Raw genomic sequence first — 18,960 nt, forward strand, 5'->3', positions numbered from 1 at the left:
CTGATGTTGACTCAAAACACCCTCGACGCCCTGCGCCAACTCAAACTGACCGGCATGTGCGATGCCCTGGAACAGCAGCGGGCACAGCCCGACACCCACGACCTGGCGTTCGAGGAACGCCTGGCCTTACTGATCGACCGGGAGGTGCTGCACCGGGAAAACCGCCGCCTGGAACGGCTGCTGAAGGCGGCCCGGTTGCGGGTCTCGGCCTGCGTGGAAGACATCGATTACCGCCACCCGAGAGGGCTGGAGCGCTCCCGTATGGCGGGGCTGGCCAGCTGTGACTGGATCCGCCAGTCCCTGAACCTGTGCATCACCGGGCCTACCGGTTGCGGCAAGACCTGGCTGGCGTGCGCCCTGGGCAACCAGGCCTGCCGGCAGGGGCTCTCAGTCCGTTACTTGCGGGTACCGCGCCTGTTCGAACAGCTGCGCATCGCCCACGGCGATGGCAGTTACGCCCGCCTGATGAACCAACTGTTGAAAACCGACCTGCTGATCCTGGATGACTGGGGGATGCAGAAGGTCACCGTGCAACAACGACAGGATCTGATGGAAGTGATTGAGGATCGGCACGGAAGAGGCTCAACCCTGATCGCTAGTCAGTTACCAACCGAACACTGGCACGACTACATCGGCTCCGCCACACTCGCAGACGCCATTCTGGACCGGCTTCTGCACGGCGCTCACCGACTCAATCTAAAAGGAGAATCACTAAGAAAAGCCAAGGCACAAAACACGGAATCGGTTGACCCATCGTGACCGCTCAGAGTACAAAACTGACTCCAGCGTGATGGCCGTGTGCAAACCGGTCACGATCCCCGGAATGACCGGTCACGTTCGCCGGAATACGCAAGAGATGGCCATCCTTGGCTAGTGTTCCGTCTGTTTAATTCGCTGATCAATATTTGTTATAATAGGAACCGTCGATCAGCAATAAAAGGTTCCCATTGTGCCCAAACCCGCAGCGCCGTTTAATTTGACTGTAAACGACCAGTTGGAACTCGAAAGTTGGTGCCGAGCTAATACCCTGAGTCAGCACCTGGCGCAACGCGCCAAGATACTTTTGTTACTGAACGAAGGCGAGACACCAAAAGGGATCTCGGAGTCTCTTCAGGTTAGCACTCAAACGGTCTTCAAGTGGCGCAAACGCTACAGTGAGAGCGGTCTTGAGGGGCTTCATGATGCACCGCGACCTGGCCAGCCTCGAAAACTGGATGGTAAAACCGTCAAGAAAATTTTAGACGACACGGTTCATAAAGTTCCGAAAGAGGCCACACACTGGAGCATCAGTCTCATGGCAGAGCATGCCGGGGTAACGCGCTGGCAAGTACATCAGATCTGGAAAGCAGCCGATTTGAAGCCGCACCGGCTCAGAACGTTCAAGATCAGCAACGATCCCCACTTCGCTGAAAAAGTGTGCGATGTTGTCGGGCTCTATATGAATCCTCCGGACAATGCACTGGTTCTGTCTGTTGACGAAAAGACCCAGATTCAGGCTCTTGATCGGACCCAGCCGAAATTGCAGCTTCGCCCGGGACAAGTTGAGCGACAGACACATGATTACAAGCGTCATGGCACAACCAGCCTGTACGCTGCATTCAATACGCTGACGGGTCAAGTGATCGGACGAATCACTCAGCGCCACCGGGCCAAGGAGTTTTTAGACTTCTTGCGACAGATCGACCGGGAAACGCCGAAGGATCTGGATCTGCATTTGATCCTGGATAACAGCTCGACTCACAAGACGCTGGAAGTCAAAGCCTGGCTGGCCGAGCACCCTCGGTTCAAGCTGCACTTCACGCCCACGAGTGCGTCGTGGCTGAACGCGGTTGAGGGTTGGTTTGGCCAACTGGAGCGACGAGCCCTTTACCGAGGTATTTTCACCAGCGTCGGCGAATTAAAGTCTGCGATTAAAAAGTTCATCAAGGTTCACAACGAAAAACTGGCAAAGCCGTTCCGTTGGCATAAAAGCGCAGAATCTATTATGACGTCAGTGGCTCGGGCGAAGCTGAGTTTGATTGACAATAAATGAGCGAATTAACCGAACGGCACACTAGGCTATTGTTTTTATTTATGTGAAACGCGATTTCTGGTTCGAAGTTAGTGTTAAGGACGCAGCCAGATTTCTACAATGATAAAGCGTGCTGCCTAATTTGCTGATAGGTCATTTAAATGAGAAAGATTTCTTTGCCCGCAACTAACACCATTTCTATACCTATTCCACTTGGAGGCAGTGGGAAGGCCGATGAAAATGGAGAGGTTTACTTGGGCGGAATAGGCCCTGATGAAATCTCTACGCTCGGTACTGCAAGAGAGAACGGAATGCACATCATCTGGTCTACTGTTTGCTTGGAAAAAAAGCTCGAAGATACGATTACCGACTTCTTTTTTGGAAAAACGAACTCTCCGACAAGACGCAGGAATGTGTTTGTAAATGAAGTATTACAATCCTCATCTTTCCAGTTTTCGTTTAAAAAGAGCCTCATTAACACGATTACCAAAGAAACTGAGGTACTTAAGGGTAAGGATTCGAGCAGACTTCAGGGGTTCCTCAAAAAAATAATGACTTGGCGCAACGCTTTTGCACATGGAACTCTGAAATTTGATACTAAAGACGGTGCTTTACTATGTTATTTTTCGGGCGGCCACCAGACAATAATCTTGAATGAAGAATTTTGGGATGAAGTTGAAAGTGTGTTCAAAAAATGCACGGAGTATGTGGATAAAATTGACACTGCACTTTGATATTTAACCAGTCGCCGGCTCGCTCTGCGTTAGCGAGCTTTTCCTAATGATTCGGGTCGTGGTGACCTAAACAAGAATGATGATCTGGAGATGTAAGTGATCAATCGCGGTTCTGAATGGCATAGATGGGAGCCGCATATCCATGCGCCCGGCACGATCCTCAACAATCAGTTCGGTGTATCCGATCCCTGGAGCACCTATCTCTCGACGCTCGAAGCCTTAACGCCGAAGGTCGAGGCGGTCGCGGTCACTGACTACTACGTTACCGACACATACGAGGAATTCCTTCAGCATAAGGTCACAGGCCGATTGCCCGACGTGTCGCTAATCTTCCCTAACATCGAGCTGCGCCTCGATGTGGCGTCGAAAACGGGCTTCGTGAACGTCCATTTGTTGGTCAGCCCTGAAGACCCTGAACACCTCTCAGAGACAAAGCGAATCCTGAAGCGCCTTCAATTCTATGCTTTTGGCGACCGCTTCGACTGCACGCGGGAGGAACTGATAAAGCTGGGCAAACGTTCAGACACTACCATCATTGACGACGGGGCTGCGCTTCGACACGGCGCCACACAGTTCAAAGTCAACTTCGATCAATTGCGTAAAGTTATCGCCGAAAGTGAATGGGCGAAAAAGAACATTTTAATCGCCGTTGCTGGTGGTTCTAGTGACGGCACTTCCGGAGTTCGTCAGGCCGCGGATTCTACGGTGCGCCAGGAGATAGAGAAATTCGCCCACATCATTTTCTCCAGCAGCCCCGCACAGCGTGAATTCTGGATCGGCCAGCGGAACGTCAGTGTCGAAGAACTGCGCTCGCGCTATGAGGGGTGCAAGCCGTGTCTCCATGGCAGCGATTCCCACGACCAGAAGTCCGTCGGGAAGCCAGTCGACAATCGCTTCTCGTGGATCAAGGGTGCACTAACATTCGACGCCCTACGACAGGCCTGCATCGATCCGGAAGGCCGGGCCTATGTTGGCGAGAAACCGCCAAGCTCGGCTATGCCGTCGCAGGTCATCTCGCATGTACACTTTGAGGATGCAGATTGGGCGGAAACGCCCGATATTCCGCTCAATCCCGGCCTAGTCGCCATCATTGGCGCGCGGGGATCTGGCAAGACGGCACTGGCCGATGTGATCGCCGCCGGTTGCGATGCAATAACTCCAGCTGGCTGGGAGGCTGACGAGAACGTCAGCCCATCGTTCCTCACACGCGCACGCAAACTCATCGGGGACGCCTCCGCGACACTGACTTGGGGCGGCGGCGCAACGGAGACGCGTGCGCTTGATGGCCGTGACGCGAACGGCCATATGTCGTTCCCTCGTGCGAGATATCTTTCTCAGCAATTCGTCGAGGAGCTGTGTTCGGCCAAGGGTGTCTCCGATGGTCTCGTCGATGAGATCGAGCGCGTTATTTTCGATTCCCACTCGCAGGACGACCGCGAGTGGGCGCTTGACTTCACCGAGCTCCGCGAGCAACGGACCGCTCGCTTCCAGCAAGCCCGTGAGCGTGAGGCGGAGGCGATCGCCGATATCTCCGACAGAATTGCTACCGAGCTCGAGAAAGAGAGCCTCGTTGCAAGCCTGAGCAAGCAGGTTGAGCAAAAGAAGAAGCTGATCGCCGGCTATACGGCTGACCAGGCTAAGCTGGTGGTTAAGGGCACCGAAGCTCAGGTCGCAAGGCACACCCAGCTCAGCGGGGCGGCGCAGAAGCTAAGGACCAAAATACAAGCCTATAACAATCAGCGCCGAACCTTCGTCGCTCTGCAAGACGAGGTTCGTAGCATGCGAGCCACCGGCGCGCCTGAAATGCTCCGACAGATCCAGGCGCGACATAACAACAGTGGCCTAGATGCCAATCAGTGGGACGAGTTCCTGCTGATTTATAAGGGCGACGTCGACAAGAGCCTCACGGCCTACACCGCATGGGCGGACGCCGAGGTTGGCAAGCTCAACGGTGTTCCGCCACCGCCCGGCGATCCCAATGTTGCTCTGATTGCTGATGACGCAGATCTCGCGATGCTTCCGCTTGCGCCGATCGTAGCAGAGATGGCACGACTCGAGGCGCTATTCGGCGCGGACAAGCTTATTCGTGAGCAATACGCGATGCTTACGAAGCGGATTGCGCAGGAGAATTCGGCGCTTCAGACTATGGAAGCACGGCTCACTGACGCCAAGGGCGCGGCAGCGCGACGGAAGGACCTGCAGACTGAACGTGACGACACCTATGGCCGCGTGTTCGAAGCTATCATAAGCGAGCAAAACGCGTTGGCTGCCCTATATGCACCGCTCATGGAGCGCCTATCCTCATCATCGGGCACACTCAATAAGCTGAGTTTTTCAGTCCGCAGGATTGCCGATGTTCAGACCTGGGGCGCGTTTGCCGAAGAGGAACTCCTCGACCGTCGTAAGGCAGGCCCTTTTTACGGGCGCGGCTCGTTGATTGCGGCCGCGACGGACGCGCTCAAACCTGCGTGGGAAACCGGTTCTGCCGCTGAAGTTCAGGCTGCTATGACGGCCTTTATGGGAAAATACCTAAGAGATCTCTTATCGCACGCGCCATTTTCCCCAACCCAGCAAACTGAATTCCGCGCGTGGTCGAAGCGATTCGCACACTGGCTTTTTGGAACCGAACACATTGCCATTCGCTACGAGATTTCCTACGACGGCGTGGATATCCGTAAGTTGTCGCCAGGCACCCGAGGGATCGTCCTTTTGCTGCTCTACCTCGCGCTAGACGATTCCGACGACCGACCGTTGATTATTGACCAGCCAGAGGAAAACCTCGATCCAAAGTCGGTCTTCGACGAGCTGGTGGCGCTTTTCATCGCGGCGAAAGCGAAACGCCAGGTGATCATGGTGACACATAACGCCAATCTCGTGATCAACACCGACGCGGATCAGATAATCGTCGCCGAAGCTGGTCCGCATCTTTCAGGTGGTTTGCCGCCGATTAGCTATGTAGCGGGGGGGCTAGAGGATGCTGCGATCCGCAAGGTGGTTTGTGAAATCCTTGAGGGTGGCGAAGCTGCATTTCGCGAACGATCGAGGCGGCTTCGCGTCCGTCTCGATCGATAGGTTGGACTGTGATTGCAAGCCCGTCCGCGACAAATACAGCGTCGCGGTGGTCCATGGGGGCATGCTGGACCAGTCAGCTTACGTTGGCCGCCTAATATTTGGGTGCACAGCGACTGTTTTTTTACTGTTCCACAGCTCATAACCGGCGCGTGAACCGGGCGCTAGACAAAGAACAAGGTAATTATGAGGGAAGGCGACTTGGGCAACCCGGGGTCTACCCCGTTTCCACGGACGATTTTAGAACGGCGGATAGCTTCAATCCGACCAGTTTTTCCTCAGGTTCGCCCTTTCAAAGACGGCGTTAACGCTAGTCCTTAAATTAAGAGGCTATATGTCTGATCTCTATATTTGGCGGTATATGTCCTTGGCAAAGTATGTTGACATGCTGCGTTCAAGATCAATTTTTTGCCCTAAAGCCTCATTGTTCCAAGATGATTCAGAGGGTAAGTGGATCGCCCACGCTGTTTTATGGGGTGAAAAAGATAGATGGCAACGCGTCCGAGGCTACGCCGACGAACTTCAAAAGGTTCTCGATAAAGCAAAAGGGAATCACGACTACGCCTTACTCTATTCAGAAGATCTATATAATCAGTTGCCTCTGGAAGAGGAGCGTTCAGTTCTGGCCGATGTCTTGAAACGAGTACCTGTAGTGGATCCTCACAAACGTATTGAGTACCTAGAGACTACGGTGCAGCATTGGCGAGAGAATCATGATAAACACAACACTCGCGTTGCCGAATGGCTTAGAGAAGTTGCCATTGACAGAGAGTCAACTTATATCAGCTGCTGGAATCGCGCTGCCTCAATGTCACTCGCGATGTGGAATCTATATGGCGGTGGTAGTGAGTCTGTTGCTATTAGGTTAAAGCCAGAGAAGCTAGAAGGGCTTCTACACAGAAATTCTGATTGGTTGCATGAGGCGGGCCTGGAGGGACAGGTTATTGACGTGGACTATATTGATGGATTGACAAGCCCTGAGAAAGAGTTGCAGAAAGAGCTGATAGAAAAGCTCAATGTTGGCAAAGATGTGAGGGTCGGGGCCTTCAGCGTAAAACCTGCGTTGTATGAATATGAGAGTGAAGTTAGATTGATAGCATATCCAAAACGTGAGATCGGAAAACCGTTGTCAGATCCGCACCCTGAGCTGGACGGTATTTCGCTAAATATTGGTGGACTCAATAGTAGTCTTTCGGACTTCATTGAAGCAGTCTATGTTCATCCTCTTCTTGGTTCAAACTCCATGATGGTTCGGGTAGTTAAAGCTATAAACGAGCAATTTGGGTTACCCGATATGCCTATCATTACTGACAAGGTTGAGGCCATAGGATCTAACATGGCGCTTCAGCCGACCGGTTTCACCGGCGACTGAGCTTTGCGTTACACAACAAAGCATTGGGAATTTGAGTAATGGGAAAAAGCTTCTATAGATTTCGTTCTACCAATAACTTGCTAGACGGATATAGTGAGCTTGAAAAGCAAACAATATATTTCGCACGACCCGAGCAATTAAATGACCCTATGGAAGGTTATAGGGATATCTATTGGAGAGGTGACTTAATTGCTTGGAAGAACCTTTTTGCTCATTATGTCTTTTGTTTAGAGAGAATTTCTAGCTTGCTTCTCATATCTGGAGAAGATAACAAAATAGATGCCGACCATATTCCAGTATTTGGCAGTACAGACGATCTTCCTACTGATTCCTATAAAAACCTCTTCAGAAAAATTAAGGCTCGATTTTTAGAAAACAAGTATGTTTCAGCTCTAATTTTGGCCATTTCCAAAAGAAGCACACCAATTAGAAGAGAAGAGCTTGCCTTTTATTACGACTGCATGCATATCCCTGCTCTAAAGTTGATCTTTGATGTCTATATTGAGGAAAACCTTTCTCAAGAAGATAATAGGATAGACGACAAGGCTTTTGCTGGAATTAGTGGTGTTGTATCCAATGACTTTGTAGGTCTTTTAGAGAAATCAGTTTCCGATGGCGAAGCTGACCAGGTTATTGTCAATGAACTATTTAAAGCAAAGAGTCACATAAAACAGCAGTCAAATTTAATACATAAGCACAACGGAACTATTTCTAGTAGCAGGCCAAATAAAAATTTGTTGATGATAGATTTTCCGTCACTCTATTTGAATCGCCTTGAGGAAATTACCTTTCCTAAGTGGTACACATCCTGCTTCATGTCTGAGTGTAAAAATTCATCAGTTTGGGGGCACTATGGGAACAATCATACTGGCATGTGCCTAATTTTCGATTCGGAAAATATCAATGATCGATCATATATAAAGCTTAACGGAATTACAGGCTGGGGAAGATCCGGGCCAATATATGGTGATAAAGCGATGGAGTTTCACCCCATAGACTATAAAAAGGGGTTTGGAGAGGTAGACTTTTTTACATCGATAGGAAGCCTCCCCATACCGGTTCTAAATACCATGTGGTATATGGATGAAGCCGGAAATACAAGTGTCTGCGCCAATAAAATGAATGTTGATGAAGATGCTTGGAGATCGAACTACTGGTCAAATTTCATTCGAAGTCTGACAGTTAAGTCAAAAGACTGGGAGTATGAGAACGAATATAGGCTGATTCTGCACAGTAGCATCACGGATCTTTCAGAGAAAGATAGAAGGACTTTGACCTATGATTTCTCTTCTTTAAAAGGAATAATTTTTGGTATCAATACCAAAGAAGAAGATAAGCTTAAGACGATTAAGATAATCGAAGATAAATGTAATAAACACTCTAGGAGCGATTTTAAGTTTTATCAGGCATATTATTGTGCTGATGAAAATTGTATTAAAAGCGTTGAAATGAGTCTGGTTAAGTTTTCCGGAAATGTGTAACAAACGCATGTTGTCGGACTGGTTCTACGCTGCGCTCCAAACCAGCCGAAAATGCAGGCGTTAGAAAATTACAGGATGTCGGTTTGAGGATTTTCAGAGAGTTATTGGTGATTTTATGTTTGTCGGTGGTTCCGAGCGTTACATCTTACGCATTTGGTGGTACAGATCTCTTGATTGAGCTCTCGAAAAGCATGATGGCTCACAAATGGATCATGATCTACAGCATGGTCGGTTTTGCAGTTTTCATCATTGTTTCTTTCTTGGAATGGCGGGTTCTGATTCATAGCAGTAGGTTTAAAAAAGCCCATAGGCTTACCTCCGAGGTGCTTCACGAAGTGGCATCTTCATTCCTAGGCATACTAAGGGTCAGCTCCGGAATCTTCATTTCCGTTTTTTGCCTCTGGCTGATCTTTGACTTCAGTACAGAAATGCTCCCAACATTTGCCTCCCTGCTACTCTTCGGTACTGTCGCCGCCGCTGAGTGCGTTGTCATCAATTGGGCTCTGGAGTATGCGCAAAAGAACTGGACTCGAGACGTTTCTAACCAATTGTTATAGTTCGTTCCGGGCTTTTGGCCCTCCACCGGACGCCCATTTCGCTGCGCTACATGGGCGCCGCTAAACGAAAGCTTAATCGTCATACCTGAATGTTCGCTTTGCGACCGCAGCGCACCACACCTACCAGAAATACGCATTCCCAGAGGTCCGCTTTTATCAAAGAGCGGCCGATTCTGTTGACCTGTGACACCATGGTTTCGCCAAAGCGCTCAAACGATCGTCGCAATACCAGTTGGCTGCCTTTTCTCATTTGATGAGAGGGCTGAAAAAGTTAACTTTCGGACCCTATAATTCGAGGGTGTAGGGCTAAACGTAACTATTTTTGCGAGTTGTTCTGCACTAGCGGGAGAAATTTCTGTCAAGCCTTTGCTTTGAGGGCTCGTTTTATCGGTTTCAGGCGGCCACCTGCCCAAAGGTGACTAAATTCAAATGGGGTAGATTCATTGATTGGGCCATGTTGGCGTACACCTCTTGATATAACAGGTTCGTGAATTCGGAAACTGATGGCTTGGGCGGCGGGGCTGGCCTTCCGGGATACGCTGTAAATACGTCCATGTAAGCTCGACAAAATCATCCCTGATTTTGACGATCCCGGAAGGCCAGCCCCGCCGCCCTTGATCGGACTGATTGCTATTGATCCGGTAAGGTATCGAAACCTACCTTTGATAGCAATTGAGCAGAAACCGGAGTTGGCCGCATGCCGGTATCTGCGGACGGTATAAAGGATGATTTTTTACCCGTTTGTAAGATAGAATAGCGGCCCAATTTTTCAGGGAGCCTGCGGAGATCGCCAAAGCTCTCCGGGCCAGCCAAGCACACAGGGGCAGCGCATCCATGTTTAATCGTGAAATGAAAATCGCCGGCTTTGACGACGAACTCTGGAACGCCATGCAGGCGGAAGAGAAGCGTCAGGAAGCTCACATCGAGCTGATCGCGTCCGAGAACTACACCAGCCCCCGGGTGATGGAAGCCCAGGGCAGCGTGCTGACCAACAAGTACGCGGAAGGCTATCCGGGCAAGCGCTACTATGGCGGCTGCGAGTTCGTGGATATTGCTGAAGAGCTGGCGATTGAGCGTGCCAAGGAGCTGTTTGGTGCTGCCTATGCCAACGTCCAGCCGCATTCCGGCTCCCAGGCCAACTCCGCTGTCTTCATGGCCCTGCTCAAGCCCGGTGATACGGTTCTGGGCATGAGTCTCGCCCATGGTGGACACCTCACGCACGGCGCCAGCGTCAACTTCTCGGGCAAGATCTACAATGCCGTGCAATACGGTATTAACACCGACACCGGCCTTCTCGACTACGATGAGATCGAATCGCTGGCTCTCGAGCATAAGCCAAAAATGATCATCGCCGGCTTCTCCGCTTACTCCCAGGAGCTGGATTTTGCCCGCTTCCGCGAGATTGCCGACAAGGTGGGTGCCTATTTGTTCGTTGATATGGCCCACGTAGCGGGTCTCGTAGCCGCCGGCGTTTACCCGGATCCGGTTCCCCACGCCCACGTTGTTGCAACCACGACTCACAAGACCCTGCGCGGTCCCCGTGGTGGGCTTATCCTGGCCTGCGATGACGCTGATCTGCAGAAGAAGCTGAACTCTGCGGTATTCCCGGGCGGCCAGGGTGGCCCGCTGATGCACGTGATTGCCGCGAAGGCCGTGTGCTTCAAGGAAGCCATGAGCGACGATTTCAAGACCTACCAGCAGCAGGTTGTGAAGAACGCCTCCGCCATGGCCCAGGTGTTTGTGGATCGTGGCTATGATGTGGTTTCCGGTGGCACCAAGAACCATCTGTTCCTGGTCAGCCTCATCAAACAGGACATTACCGGGAAAGATGCGGATGCGGCGCTCGGTCGTGCCCACATCACCGTCAACAAGAACGCGGTTCCCAATGATCCGCGGTCTCCGTTTGTCACCTCCGGTCTTCGCATTGGCACCCCGGCAATCACCACCCGTGGTTTCGGCGAGTCCGAGTGTCGCGACCTCGCTGGCTGGATCTGCGACATCCTCGATAACCTGGACGACGAGGCGGTCAACAGCCGGGTTCGTGAGCAGGTAAGTGCACTCTGCGCCCGTTTCCCTGTCTACGGCTAATCGTTTTATAGCTAGACTACAGGCATGACCTGCCGGGCCGACTTTTCGGCCCGGCTTCCTCTTCGGAGCTCCTGACTATGCATTGTCCCTTCTGTGGTGAAGCAGATACCAAGGTGATTGACTCCCGGCTGGTGGCCGAGGGTGATCAGGTGCGTCGCCGCAGGGAATGTCTCTCCTGTCGGGAGCGTTTTACTACCTTCGAATCTGCCGAGTTGGTGATGCCAAGGGTGGTCAAACAGGATGGTACCCGACAACCGTTTGATGAGGAAAAGCTGCGCGCCGGGCTGATGAAAGCGCTGGAAAAGCGCCCCGTGAGCATTGAACAGATTGATGCGGCTCTCAATCGGATCAAATACCGGTTGCGGGCGACCGGAGAGCGGGAAGTGAAGTCCATGCAGTTGGGTGAAGAGGTGATGACCGAATTGCGCCAGTTGGACAAGGTTGCCTATGTCCGCTTCGCCTCGGTATATCGCAGCTTTCAGGATATCAACGAATTCAAGGAAGAGATCGAGAGGTTGTCGGCCAGCAACGGTGAGGCAGCCGTGGATGTTGCCAAAGCGCTGGCGGATAACCACGCCCCGAAAGGCAAGGCATGATCGAGAACCGCGACAGGGCCATGATGGCGCGGGCTGTCCAGCTTGCGTGGCGCGGTCGGTACTCTACCCACCCTAATCCACGGGTTGGGTGTGTCATTGCCCGGGGAGATCTGGTTCTTGGTGAGGGGTGGCATGAGCGTGCCGGAGAAGCCCACGCCGAGACCCGTGCCCTGAGCCAGGCCGGTCCGGATGCCCGGGGTGCGACAGCGTATGTAACACTGGAGCCGTGCAGCCATTTTGGCCGGACGCCGCCCTGCGCCAGGGCGCTGATTGATGCTGGTGTTGCCCACGTCTACGCCGCAACCAAGGACCCGAACCCCTCGGTGTCTGGCCGTGGGCTGGACATGCTCAGGGAAGCTGGAATCCGGGTTACTGAAGGCCTGCTGGCGGAAGAAGCTGCCCGCCTGAATCCGGGCTTCATGAAACGCATGAACACCGGCCGACCCTGGGTGCGGCTCAAAATGGCGGCAAGTCTTGATGGCCGTACCGCCATGGCTTCCGGCGAGAGCCAGTGGATTACCGGTCCTGAGGCACGTCGGGATGTCCAGCGTCTTAGAGCGATCAGTGATGCCATTCTGACCGGTGTCGGAACCGTGCTCGCCGACGACCCCTCATTGACGGTCCGGCGCGAGGAACTGGGGGATATTGGTGACGCGACGGAGCCGTCCAGGCAGCCGCTTCGGGTGATTGCCGACCGCGATGCGCGCACACCGTCGTCTGCGAAGATCCTCCAGGGCGGTAACGTGCAGGTGTTCTGTGCGTCATCGACGCTGGCCACTGCGCCAGCCCAGGACCTCGCGGCCCTGGGCATCAGCCTTACCGGTGTCGCCTGGAAAGATAACGGGATCGACCTGGCCGAGCTGCTGGACTCGCTCGGCGAGCTCGGAATCAACGAGCTGCTGGTGGAGGCGGGACCCACTCTGGCCGGCACCTTTATTAACGAAAATCTGGTCGACGAACTCTGGCTCTATCAGGCGCCGGTTTTCCTCGGCAGCACGGGACGTCCGACCGCACATCTGCCGCTGGAGACCATGGCAGATAAAGTACAATGGAAGGTGCTGGACCGACGTCAGGTAGGTGAGGATCAGCGTCTGATCCTCACCCGCCGGTAATCCATAAACTCAGGTTGTTCCGGCAGCAATTATTTGCCGGAGCGCCGCAAGGGTGCAAAACCATATGGCACTGAACAGCATTGAAGACATCATTGAAGATATCCGTCAGGGCAAGATGGTCATACTGATGGATGACGAAGATCGCGAGAATGAGGGCGATCTCGTGATGGCTGCTGAGCATTGCACGGCCGAAGCCATCAATTTCATGGCTCGTTTTGGTCGTGGCCTGATCTGTATGCCGATGACCCGGGATCGCTGCGAGCAACTGGGTTTGCCGTTGATGGTCCAGCAGAACGCCTCCGGCTTCGGAACCAAGTTTACCCTCTCGATTGAGGCTGCCGTGGGTGTGACCACTGGCATCTCGGCGGCAGACCGTGCACGCACGGTGCAGGCAGCGGTAGCACGCAACGCAAAGGCCAGTGATCTGGTTCAGCCTGGCCATATTTTCCCGTTGATGTCTGATCCCGGCGGTGTTTTGAGCCGCGCGGGGCACACCGAAGCATCCTGTGATCTCGCCGCACTGGCAGGTTGCGAGCCGGCCGGCGTGATCTGCGAGATCATGAATGACGACGGCTCTATGGCCCGCCGCGAAGACCTGGAGCGATTCGCCGAAGAGCACGACCTGAAGATTGGCACCATTGCCGATCTGATCCACTACCGCACCATGAATGAGCGAACTGTTGAGTGTGTGGAAGAAAACGACCTCGACACTGAGTACGGCGTGTTCAAGCTTCGGACGTACCGTGACAATATCCAGGGAGCCACCCATCTAGCGATGTTGATGGGAGACATTTCTCCCGATGAACCGGTCTATGTCCGGGTCCACATCACGGACACCCTTCGGGACCTCCTCGGTGCGCGCCGCAAGGATTCTCGCAGCTGGCCCCTGCATCACGCCCTTGAAAAGGTGGCAGAGGAAGGCCGGGGCGCGGTCGTCCTGCTGAACAGCGCCGAGGACAGCTACAACCTGGAAGACCGGATCCAGGAATTCTTTGATGAGGGTAAGGGCTCCTCCGGCAAGGGAAGCTCCGGCGTTTACTTCACGGTAGGTACCGGCTCCCAGATTCTCCGGGATATTGGTGTTGGCAAAATGCGCCTGCTGAGCCCGCCGATCAAATTTTCCGCCATTTCCGGTTTCGATCTGGAAGTGGTCGAATACGTTCCCTACACCCCCGAATGATAAACCCGGTCGTGGCCCCTATGCCGCGACACGTGAAGGAGCCATCGATGGCAGATATCAGAGTAATTGAAGGTGATTTTACCGAGTGCAGCGGGCGCTATGCGCTGGTAGTGGGCCGTTTTAACGGCTTTGTTGTGGAAAGCCTGGTCGAGGGCGCGCTGGATACCTTGCGCCGTCACGGTATTTCCGATGACGACGTCACCATCGTCCGCGTGCCGGGAGCCTATGAAATGCCCCTGGCCGTCAAGCGCGTTGCCGAAACCGGTGAGTACGATGCGATTATTGCCCTGGGTGCAGTCATCCGTGGCGGCACACCGCATTTCGAGTATGTTGCCGGCGAGGCCTCCAGCGGTCTTGGCGCGGTCAGTCTTGATACCGACGTGCCGGTAACCTTCGGTGTGCTGACGGTGGATTCCATCGAACAGGCCATCGAGCGTTCCGGAACCAAGGCCGGTAACAAGGGTGCCGAAGCGGCAATCACCGCCCTTGAAATGGTCAGCCTGTTCAAGAAGCTGGGTGAGTAATGAGCGAAACCGAAGGTACATCACCGCAGCCGGCTCCGTCTGGCCAACCGAAAGCCGGTGATCGACGCCGTGCCAGGGCCCTCGCCATGCAGGGGCTCTATCAGCGCCATTTCAGCAAGACGGCGATTTCTGACATTGAAGCCGAGTTCATGGTCGACAACGACATGAGCAAGGTCGACCTGCTGTATTTCCGGGATCTGCTCCGTGGGGTACATCGCGAGCAGGGCGAACTGGACAAGCTGATCGAGCCGTTCCTGGATCGGCCTATTAAAGAGGTTGATCCCGTGGAACTGGCGATTGTCCGTCTGGGAGCCTATGAGCTCAAGCATCGGCTTGATGTGCCCTACAAGGTGGTCATTAACGAGGGCATTGAAATGGCCAAGCGCTTTGGTGGCACCGAGGGCCATAAATTTGTTAACAGCATTCTCGACAAGCTGAGCGGCCGACTCCGGCTTGCCGAGACCCGCGCTCGCTAGTCGATGGGCGAATTCGAGCTGATTCGCCGTTACTTTCTGCCGCTTGCCGGGCGGCGGGAATCCGGATCCCTGATCCTGGGCCCAGGGGACGATTGCGCGATTCAGCGTATTCCCGCAGGCCGGGACCTTGTCTTTTCTGTGGACGCCCTCGTGGAGGGTGTCCACTTTCCCCGAAACTACCGTCCCGATTATCTGGGCTGGCGAGCACTTGCCGCCGCTGCCAGCGATCTTGCTGCCATGGGTGCCGACCCGGAATGTTTCACGCTTGCACTGACGCTGCCAGCCGTGGATGAGCAGTGGCTTGAAGACTTCTCGATGGGATTGCGAAAGGCCAGCGAGGCGTTTGGTCTGGAGCTGGCCGGCGGGGATACCACCTCCGGGCCGCTCACCCTGAGCCTGCAGGTGCATGGCACTGTAGAGCAGGGAGCCGGGATTCGACGCTCCGGCGCCCGTCCCGGAGATCTGATTGCCGTGTCCGGAACCCTGGGGGATGCCGGCGCCGCTTTAGACTATCTTTCGGAGCCTGCCCCTTCCGCTGACATGCTTGCCGTGCTCGAACGCTATCACCATCCCTGGCCGAGACTGGATCTGGCAGGAGCTATACGCCAATATGCCACTGCGGCGGTTGATATCTCTGATGGCTTGCTGGCAGATCTCGGGCACATTCTTTCCGCATCAGGGGTCGGTGCCCGGATCGAGAGTGCCAGGATGCCTCTTTCGCCAGCGCTTGTTCGGCTAAAGGGTGAGAAGGCCCTGGACTGCGCACTGCGCTCCGGAGACGATTACGAATTGTGCCTGTGTTTCTCGCGGGAAAACTGGGAGCGTGCCCCGGAATCACTGAAGCGCCAACTCACCGTGATCGGCTTCGTTGAAGCTGAGCCGGGCCTGTATCTCGACGGTGTCGATTGCGGTTTGGAAGCGGTGCCCGCCGGGTTTGACCATTTCAGGAGTGAATTATGAGTCAGGAAGGCGAGACCCCGGAACCGGAGGCGCCGGCAGTCATACTCCCGCCGGGATTCTTGCGTAACCCGGTGCATCTGCTCGCTTTTGGTTTTGGCAGTGGTGCAACGGCGAGGGCGCCCGGTACCTGGGGCAGCCTGGCCGCGATTCCGCTGTGGTACGTCTTCGCCTGGTTGCCGCCCGTGGGCTACTGGCTGGTGGTACTGGCTGCTTTTATCGTAGGTATCTGGCTCTGCGGAAAGACCGCTGAAGACCTGAAGGTTCACGACCATGGCGGCATTGTGTGGGACGAATTCGTCGGGATGTGGATTGCCCTTGGCCTCTTCCCTGACACTATCTATGGGGTTCTGGGGGCGTTCGCTCTGTTCCGGCTTTTTGACATTGCAAAACCGTGGCCCATCAGTTGGCTGGACCAGCACCTGCCTGGCGGTTTGGGTATCATGGTTGACGATGTTATTGCCGGCGTCATGGCCCTGATCTGCCTGTGGGCAGTAGACGTGTGGCTGGTGCCCGTCATGGTCTAGACGGGCACGAAGGCCTGTCAGTGAAGCTGTTGTTCTTCCGGCAGCATACGGACCACGTGCAGAAAGCGTTTGAGGCCTGTTTCCGCCCGCTCCCGTGAAGCGAACGGGCCACTGTCAAACCCTTCCCGGGTGGTAAAGTACCATTTGCTCCCTACGCAGAAGAATCGACTACTGCGAAAGGGAACCGGCCCTTCTTCTCCGGTCCTGCGATGGGTGTCCATGGCGTCTCCTGTACTGCCCGCTTTTCGTTCTTGCTTCTCGGGCGCCGCGTTAATATCTGCCGATCTGTTTAAAATTAACCCAATTCGGGGCGAATTCAACATTTTTTTACAATTTTACGGGTTGGGTCTCAATCGGGATCTGCGTTGAAAAAGCCGGAGTGGGTCAGCGAAGCCCGCCGTTGTCTTGCACTCGTCAGAATGCTACCAAAGCGGCGGAAGCCGGGGAGACCTATGGGTTCGAATTTGATCGGCCCGAGTCGAGTCAGGAGGCCGAGCAGGAAATGCCGGAGTTCTCCGGCAAGTGCTGAAAACGCGCTTGAACAGTTGAAAACCATCTGGGAAACAGCGAGTGACGAGGAAAAGAAAGCGTTTCTTCGTTGGGCGTTCGAATAAGCGAGTCTTGCTTGACCGTTTCCGGGTCCGGTTCAGGCCCGGAAACGTTTCAGGGCTTTCTTGAGAAGCCCCTCCATCGCGGTCATGGCATCATCTGCGAGGGTCTGTGTTGGGGAGGCTGCGATGGGTTCTTTGGTTGCCTCTGTTCCGAGCCGTTCCATGGCTGCTTCAATGGCGTTGAGGCTTTCATCCACGTGAGACTGCAATGACTCTCCGTGGGCCACCACATCGGGGCAGGTGGTGAAATTCAGTGTCAGCCTTCCCTCATAGCTCACCGCTACAATAACCAGTCCCATACTGTCGAACAGCGGCGCCGTATTGTATTGCTGAACCAGGCGTGCCCCCTGCAGATACAGTGGAACCTGTGGTCCGGGAACATTGGTGATTGGCAGATTGAATACCGGCTGGTAACGCTGGGCAATTTGCAATTCCGAGTAAAGTCTTGCGGAAAGCGCCAGCATGGTTGAAGGCAGCAGTTCCGTCAGCCGATCTGCAGCAATAGCCTCCCGGTAGGGCTCCGAGGCAACCGCGTTCCAGTGTATGCGCCGTATCCGCTGGGCAGGATCGGTTTCATCGGTCGCGAGATCCAGCAGCATGGCAGACATCTGGTTCCCGGTGGCTCGTCGTAGGCTGTTGGAACGAACCGAAATCGGTGTCATTGCCACCAGGGATTTGTCGGCATTGGCGCCCTCGCTGATCAGATAGCGCTTCAGGGCCTCGGCACAAAGGCCCAAAACCACATCGTTCAACGTTACGTCCCCGAGAAACGCCTTGATCGCCTTCAGGCGCGAAAGCTCCACGCTGGGGGCGACAATCTGCCGATTTGCCGTAATCTGCCGATTGAAAGGGCTGTTTGGGGCGGAAAACAGGGGCAGCGGGAGTGGCAGTTTGCGTAATTGCTTCTGGATCAGTCCCCGGGCTGTAGCCTCGGCTGCGTTGAACGCCAGAGAGGTGAACTGCAGTGGCGTGCGAATGATGTTCGCACCGGCCTGGAGCATGACCCGTTCTTCCGAGGGTTCTGGTCTGGGCTGCCAGGGTCGAGGTGGCGCAATCGGGCTGGGCTCGGGCGTATACTCCAGTAGTTTGCCAATAATCTCCTCGCCACTGAAGGCGTCGATGGCAGCGTGGTGCAATTTGACGATCAAAGCGAAGCCATCACTGCCGGTGTCCTGCTCGTCCAGTTTGAAACCGTCTACGAAGGTGATGTGCCACAGCGGGCGGTCCCTTTTCAGAGGTTCTTCCAGAATCCGTGAGGCCAGCGTCATCAGGCTTGCCTTGCGGCCGTGTTCGCCCAGATTAACGTAGGCAAGGTGGCGCTCGATGCTGAAATCGGGGTCATCAATCCAGTAGGGGCGGCCCAGGCGCAGGGGAATTTCTTTCAGGCGTTGCCGGAAAACCGGCACAACATGCAGGCGGCTTCGAAGGTAGGCGACAAAGGTGCTGAAGGCCAGCGGTTTCTCCCGTTCGGAAGCATCGAAGAGGTAGATGCCTCCGATGTGCATCGGTGTGGTTTCCGACTCGAGATACAGGAACGAGGCATCCAGTTCCGACAGTTGCCGCATCAGAGAGCTCCCTTCGGCGTTGGTTTAAGCTGCAGTATAAACGAAGTGCCCGGGCAAACGGTTGACTCATTTGCCTGGTATGACTTCGAGTTGGAGTCAT

The 18,960-nt window shown here is 54.4% G+C and carries 17 protein-coding genes; 15 read left to right on the forward strand and 2 right to left on the reverse strand.

Going from position 1 to position 18,960, the window contains the following annotated elements; all coding sequences use genetic code 11:
• The first annotated feature begins 3 nt into the window (after positions 1 to 3).
• From istB to AC5JQH_RS14235, 15 genes are all read left to right on the forward strand, one after another.
• Complete coding sequence (gene istB, locus AC5JQH_RS14165) at positions 4 to 759, forward strand: IS21-like element helper ATPase IstB (protein WP_011786423.1); 756 nt, start codon at positions 4 to 6, stop codon at positions 757 to 759.
• Positions 760 to 949: 190 nt separating this feature from the next.
• Entirely contained in the window at positions 950 to 2,032 is a 1,083-nt protein-coding gene (locus tag AC5JQH_RS14170; protein WP_493805711.1) for an IS630 family transposase, read from the forward strand.
• Between the two features lie 140 nt (positions 2,033 to 2,172).
• The gene (locus AC5JQH_RS14175) at positions 2,173 to 2,745 is read left to right on the forward strand and encodes a hypothetical protein (protein WP_493805712.1); all 573 of its coding nucleotides are present in this window, start codon (positions 2,173 to 2,175) and stop codon (positions 2,743 to 2,745) included.
• A 96-nt stretch (positions 2,746 to 2,841) separates the two neighbouring features.
• A complete protein-coding gene (locus AC5JQH_RS14180) occupies positions 2,842 to 5,817 on the forward strand; it encodes a TrlF family AAA-like ATPase (protein ID WP_493805713.1) in 2,976 nt (991 codons plus the stop codon).
• Positions 5,818 to 6,148: 331 nt separating this feature from the next.
• Complete coding sequence (locus AC5JQH_RS14185; protein WP_493805714.1) at positions 6,149 to 7,186, forward strand: DUF2971 domain-containing protein; 1,038 nt, start codon at positions 6,149 to 6,151, stop codon at positions 7,184 to 7,186.
• A 38-nt stretch (positions 7,187 to 7,224) separates the two neighbouring features.
• The gene (locus AC5JQH_RS14190; RefSeq protein WP_493805715.1) at positions 7,225 to 8,667 is read left to right on the forward strand and encodes a DUF2971 domain-containing protein; all 1,443 of its coding nucleotides are present in this window, start codon (positions 7,225 to 7,227) and stop codon (positions 8,665 to 8,667) included.
• Positions 8,668 to 8,750: 83 nt separating this feature from the next.
• A complete protein-coding gene (locus tag AC5JQH_RS14195) occupies positions 8,751 to 9,224 on the forward strand; it encodes a hypothetical protein (RefSeq protein ID WP_493805716.1) in 474 nt (157 codons plus the stop codon).
• Positions 9,225 to 10,058: 834 nt separating this feature from the next.
• On the forward strand, positions 10,059 to 11,312 hold the full coding sequence (glyA, locus tag AC5JQH_RS14200) for a serine hydroxymethyltransferase (protein WP_014576041.1): 1,254 nt from the start codon (positions 10,059 to 10,061) through the stop codon (positions 11,310 to 11,312).
• 77 nt (positions 11,313 to 11,389) lie between these two features.
• Positions 11,390 to 11,908 (forward strand): transcriptional regulator NrdR, encoded by a 519-nt coding sequence (nrdR, locus tag AC5JQH_RS14205; RefSeq protein WP_008170769.1) that lies wholly within the window; start codon positions 11,390 to 11,392, stop codon positions 11,906 to 11,908.
• Complete coding sequence (gene ribD, locus AC5JQH_RS14210) at positions 11,905 to 13,020, forward strand: bifunctional diaminohydroxyphosphoribosylaminopyrimidine deaminase/5-amino-6-(5-phosphoribosylamino)uracil reductase RibD (RefSeq protein WP_014576043.1); 1,116 nt, start codon at positions 11,905 to 11,907, stop codon at positions 13,018 to 13,020. The genes nrdR and ribD overlap by 4 nt, the downstream gene beginning before the upstream one ends.
• Positions 13,021 to 13,084: 64 nt before the next feature.
• Positions 13,085 to 14,200, forward strand: coding sequence for a bifunctional 3,4-dihydroxy-2-butanone-4-phosphate synthase/GTP cyclohydrolase II (ribBA, locus tag AC5JQH_RS14215; RefSeq protein ID WP_062786483.1), 1,116 nt, complete (start codon positions 13,085 to 13,087; stop codon positions 14,198 to 14,200).
• 47 nt (positions 14,201 to 14,247) lie between these two features.
• Positions 14,248 to 14,724: a 6,7-dimethyl-8-ribityllumazine synthase gene (gene ribH / locus AC5JQH_RS14220; protein ID WP_008170762.1), complete on the forward strand. Its 477-nt coding sequence runs from the start codon at positions 14,248 to 14,250 to the stop codon at positions 14,722 to 14,724.
• Entirely contained in the window at positions 14,724 to 15,200 is a 477-nt protein-coding gene (gene nusB, locus AC5JQH_RS14225) for a transcription antitermination factor NusB (RefSeq protein ID WP_008170760.1), read from the forward strand. The genes ribH and nusB overlap by 1 nt, the downstream gene beginning before the upstream one ends.
• Before the next feature lie 3 nt (positions 15,201 to 15,203).
• Positions 15,204 to 16,160, forward strand: coding sequence for a thiamine-phosphate kinase (gene thiL, locus AC5JQH_RS14230; protein WP_092032996.1), 957 nt, complete (start codon positions 15,204 to 15,206; stop codon positions 16,158 to 16,160).
• Positions 16,157 to 16,684, forward strand: coding sequence for a phosphatidylglycerophosphatase A family protein (locus tag AC5JQH_RS14235; protein WP_008170757.1), 528 nt, complete (start codon positions 16,157 to 16,159; stop codon positions 16,682 to 16,684). Before thiL ends, AC5JQH_RS14235 begins: the two co-directional genes overlap by 4 nt.
• A 17-nt stretch (positions 16,685 to 16,701) precedes the next feature.
• On the opposite strand, the gene AC5JQH_RS14240 is transcribed toward AC5JQH_RS14235, so the two are convergent.
• Together AC5JQH_RS14240 and AC5JQH_RS14245 are read right to left on the reverse strand one after the other, a co-directional pair.
• Entirely contained in the window at positions 16,702 to 16,905 is a 204-nt protein-coding gene (locus AC5JQH_RS14240) for a DUF6316 family protein (RefSeq protein WP_008170755.1), read from the reverse strand.
• A gap of 425 nt (positions 16,906 to 17,330) precedes the next feature.
• Positions 17,331 to 18,860 carry a WS/DGAT/MGAT family O-acyltransferase gene (locus AC5JQH_RS14245; RefSeq protein WP_008170752.1) on the reverse strand — a complete coding sequence of 510 codons (1,530 nt, stop codon included), beginning with the start codon at positions 18,858 to 18,860 and terminating at the stop codon, positions 17,331 to 17,333.
• Positions 18,861 to 18,960 lie beyond the last annotated feature (100 nt).

It is taken from the genome of Marinobacter sp. H13, from assembly GCF_059072335.1.

What these genes read in the sequence shown, in the direction of transcription:
- istB (WP_011786423.1), top strand. Translation starts at nt 4, where the DNA reads ATGTTGACTCAAAACACCCTCGACGCCCTGCGCCAACTCAAACTGACC.
- AC5JQH_RS14175 (WP_493805712.1), top strand. Translation starts at nt 2,173, where the DNA reads ATGAGAAAGATTTCTTTGCCCGCAACTAACACCATTTCTATACCTATT.
- AC5JQH_RS14185 (WP_493805714.1), top strand. Translation starts at nt 6,149, where the DNA reads ATGTCTGATCTCTATATTTGGCGGTATATGTCCTTGGCAAAGTATGTT.
- AC5JQH_RS14190 (WP_493805715.1), top strand. Translation starts at nt 7,225, where the DNA reads ATGGGAAAAAGCTTCTATAGATTTCGTTCTACCAATAACTTGCTAGAC.
- glyA (WP_014576041.1), top strand. Translation starts at nt 10,059, where the DNA reads ATGTTTAATCGTGAAATGAAAATCGCCGGCTTTGACGACGAACTCTGG.
- nrdR (WP_008170769.1), top strand. Translation starts at nt 11,390, where the DNA reads ATGCATTGTCCCTTCTGTGGTGAAGCAGATACCAAGGTGATTGACTCC.
- ribD (WP_014576043.1), top strand. Translation starts at nt 11,905, where the DNA reads ATGATCGAGAACCGCGACAGGGCCATGATGGCGCGGGCTGTCCAGCTT.
- ribBA (WP_062786483.1), top strand. Translation starts at nt 13,085, where the DNA reads ATGGCACTGAACAGCATTGAAGACATCATTGAAGATATCCGTCAGGGC.
- ribH (WP_008170762.1), top strand. Translation starts at nt 14,248, where the DNA reads ATGGCAGATATCAGAGTAATTGAAGGTGATTTTACCGAGTGCAGCGGG.
- nusB (WP_008170760.1), top strand. Translation starts at nt 14,724, where the DNA reads ATGAGCGAAACCGAAGGTACATCACCGCAGCCGGCTCCGTCTGGCCAA.
- thiL (WP_092032996.1), top strand. Translation starts at nt 15,204, where the DNA reads ATGGGCGAATTCGAGCTGATTCGCCGTTACTTTCTGCCGCTTGCCGGG.
- AC5JQH_RS14235 (WP_008170757.1), top strand. Translation starts at nt 16,157, where the DNA reads ATGAGTCAGGAAGGCGAGACCCCGGAACCGGAGGCGCCGGCAGTCATA.
- AC5JQH_RS14240 (WP_008170755.1), bottom strand. Translation starts at nt 16,905, where the DNA reads ATGGACACCCATCGCAGGACCGGAGAAGAAGGGCCGGTTCCCTTTCGC.
- AC5JQH_RS14245 (WP_008170752.1), bottom strand. Translation starts at nt 18,860, where the DNA reads ATGCGGCAACTGTCGGAACTGGATGCCTCGTTCCTGTATCTCGAGTCG.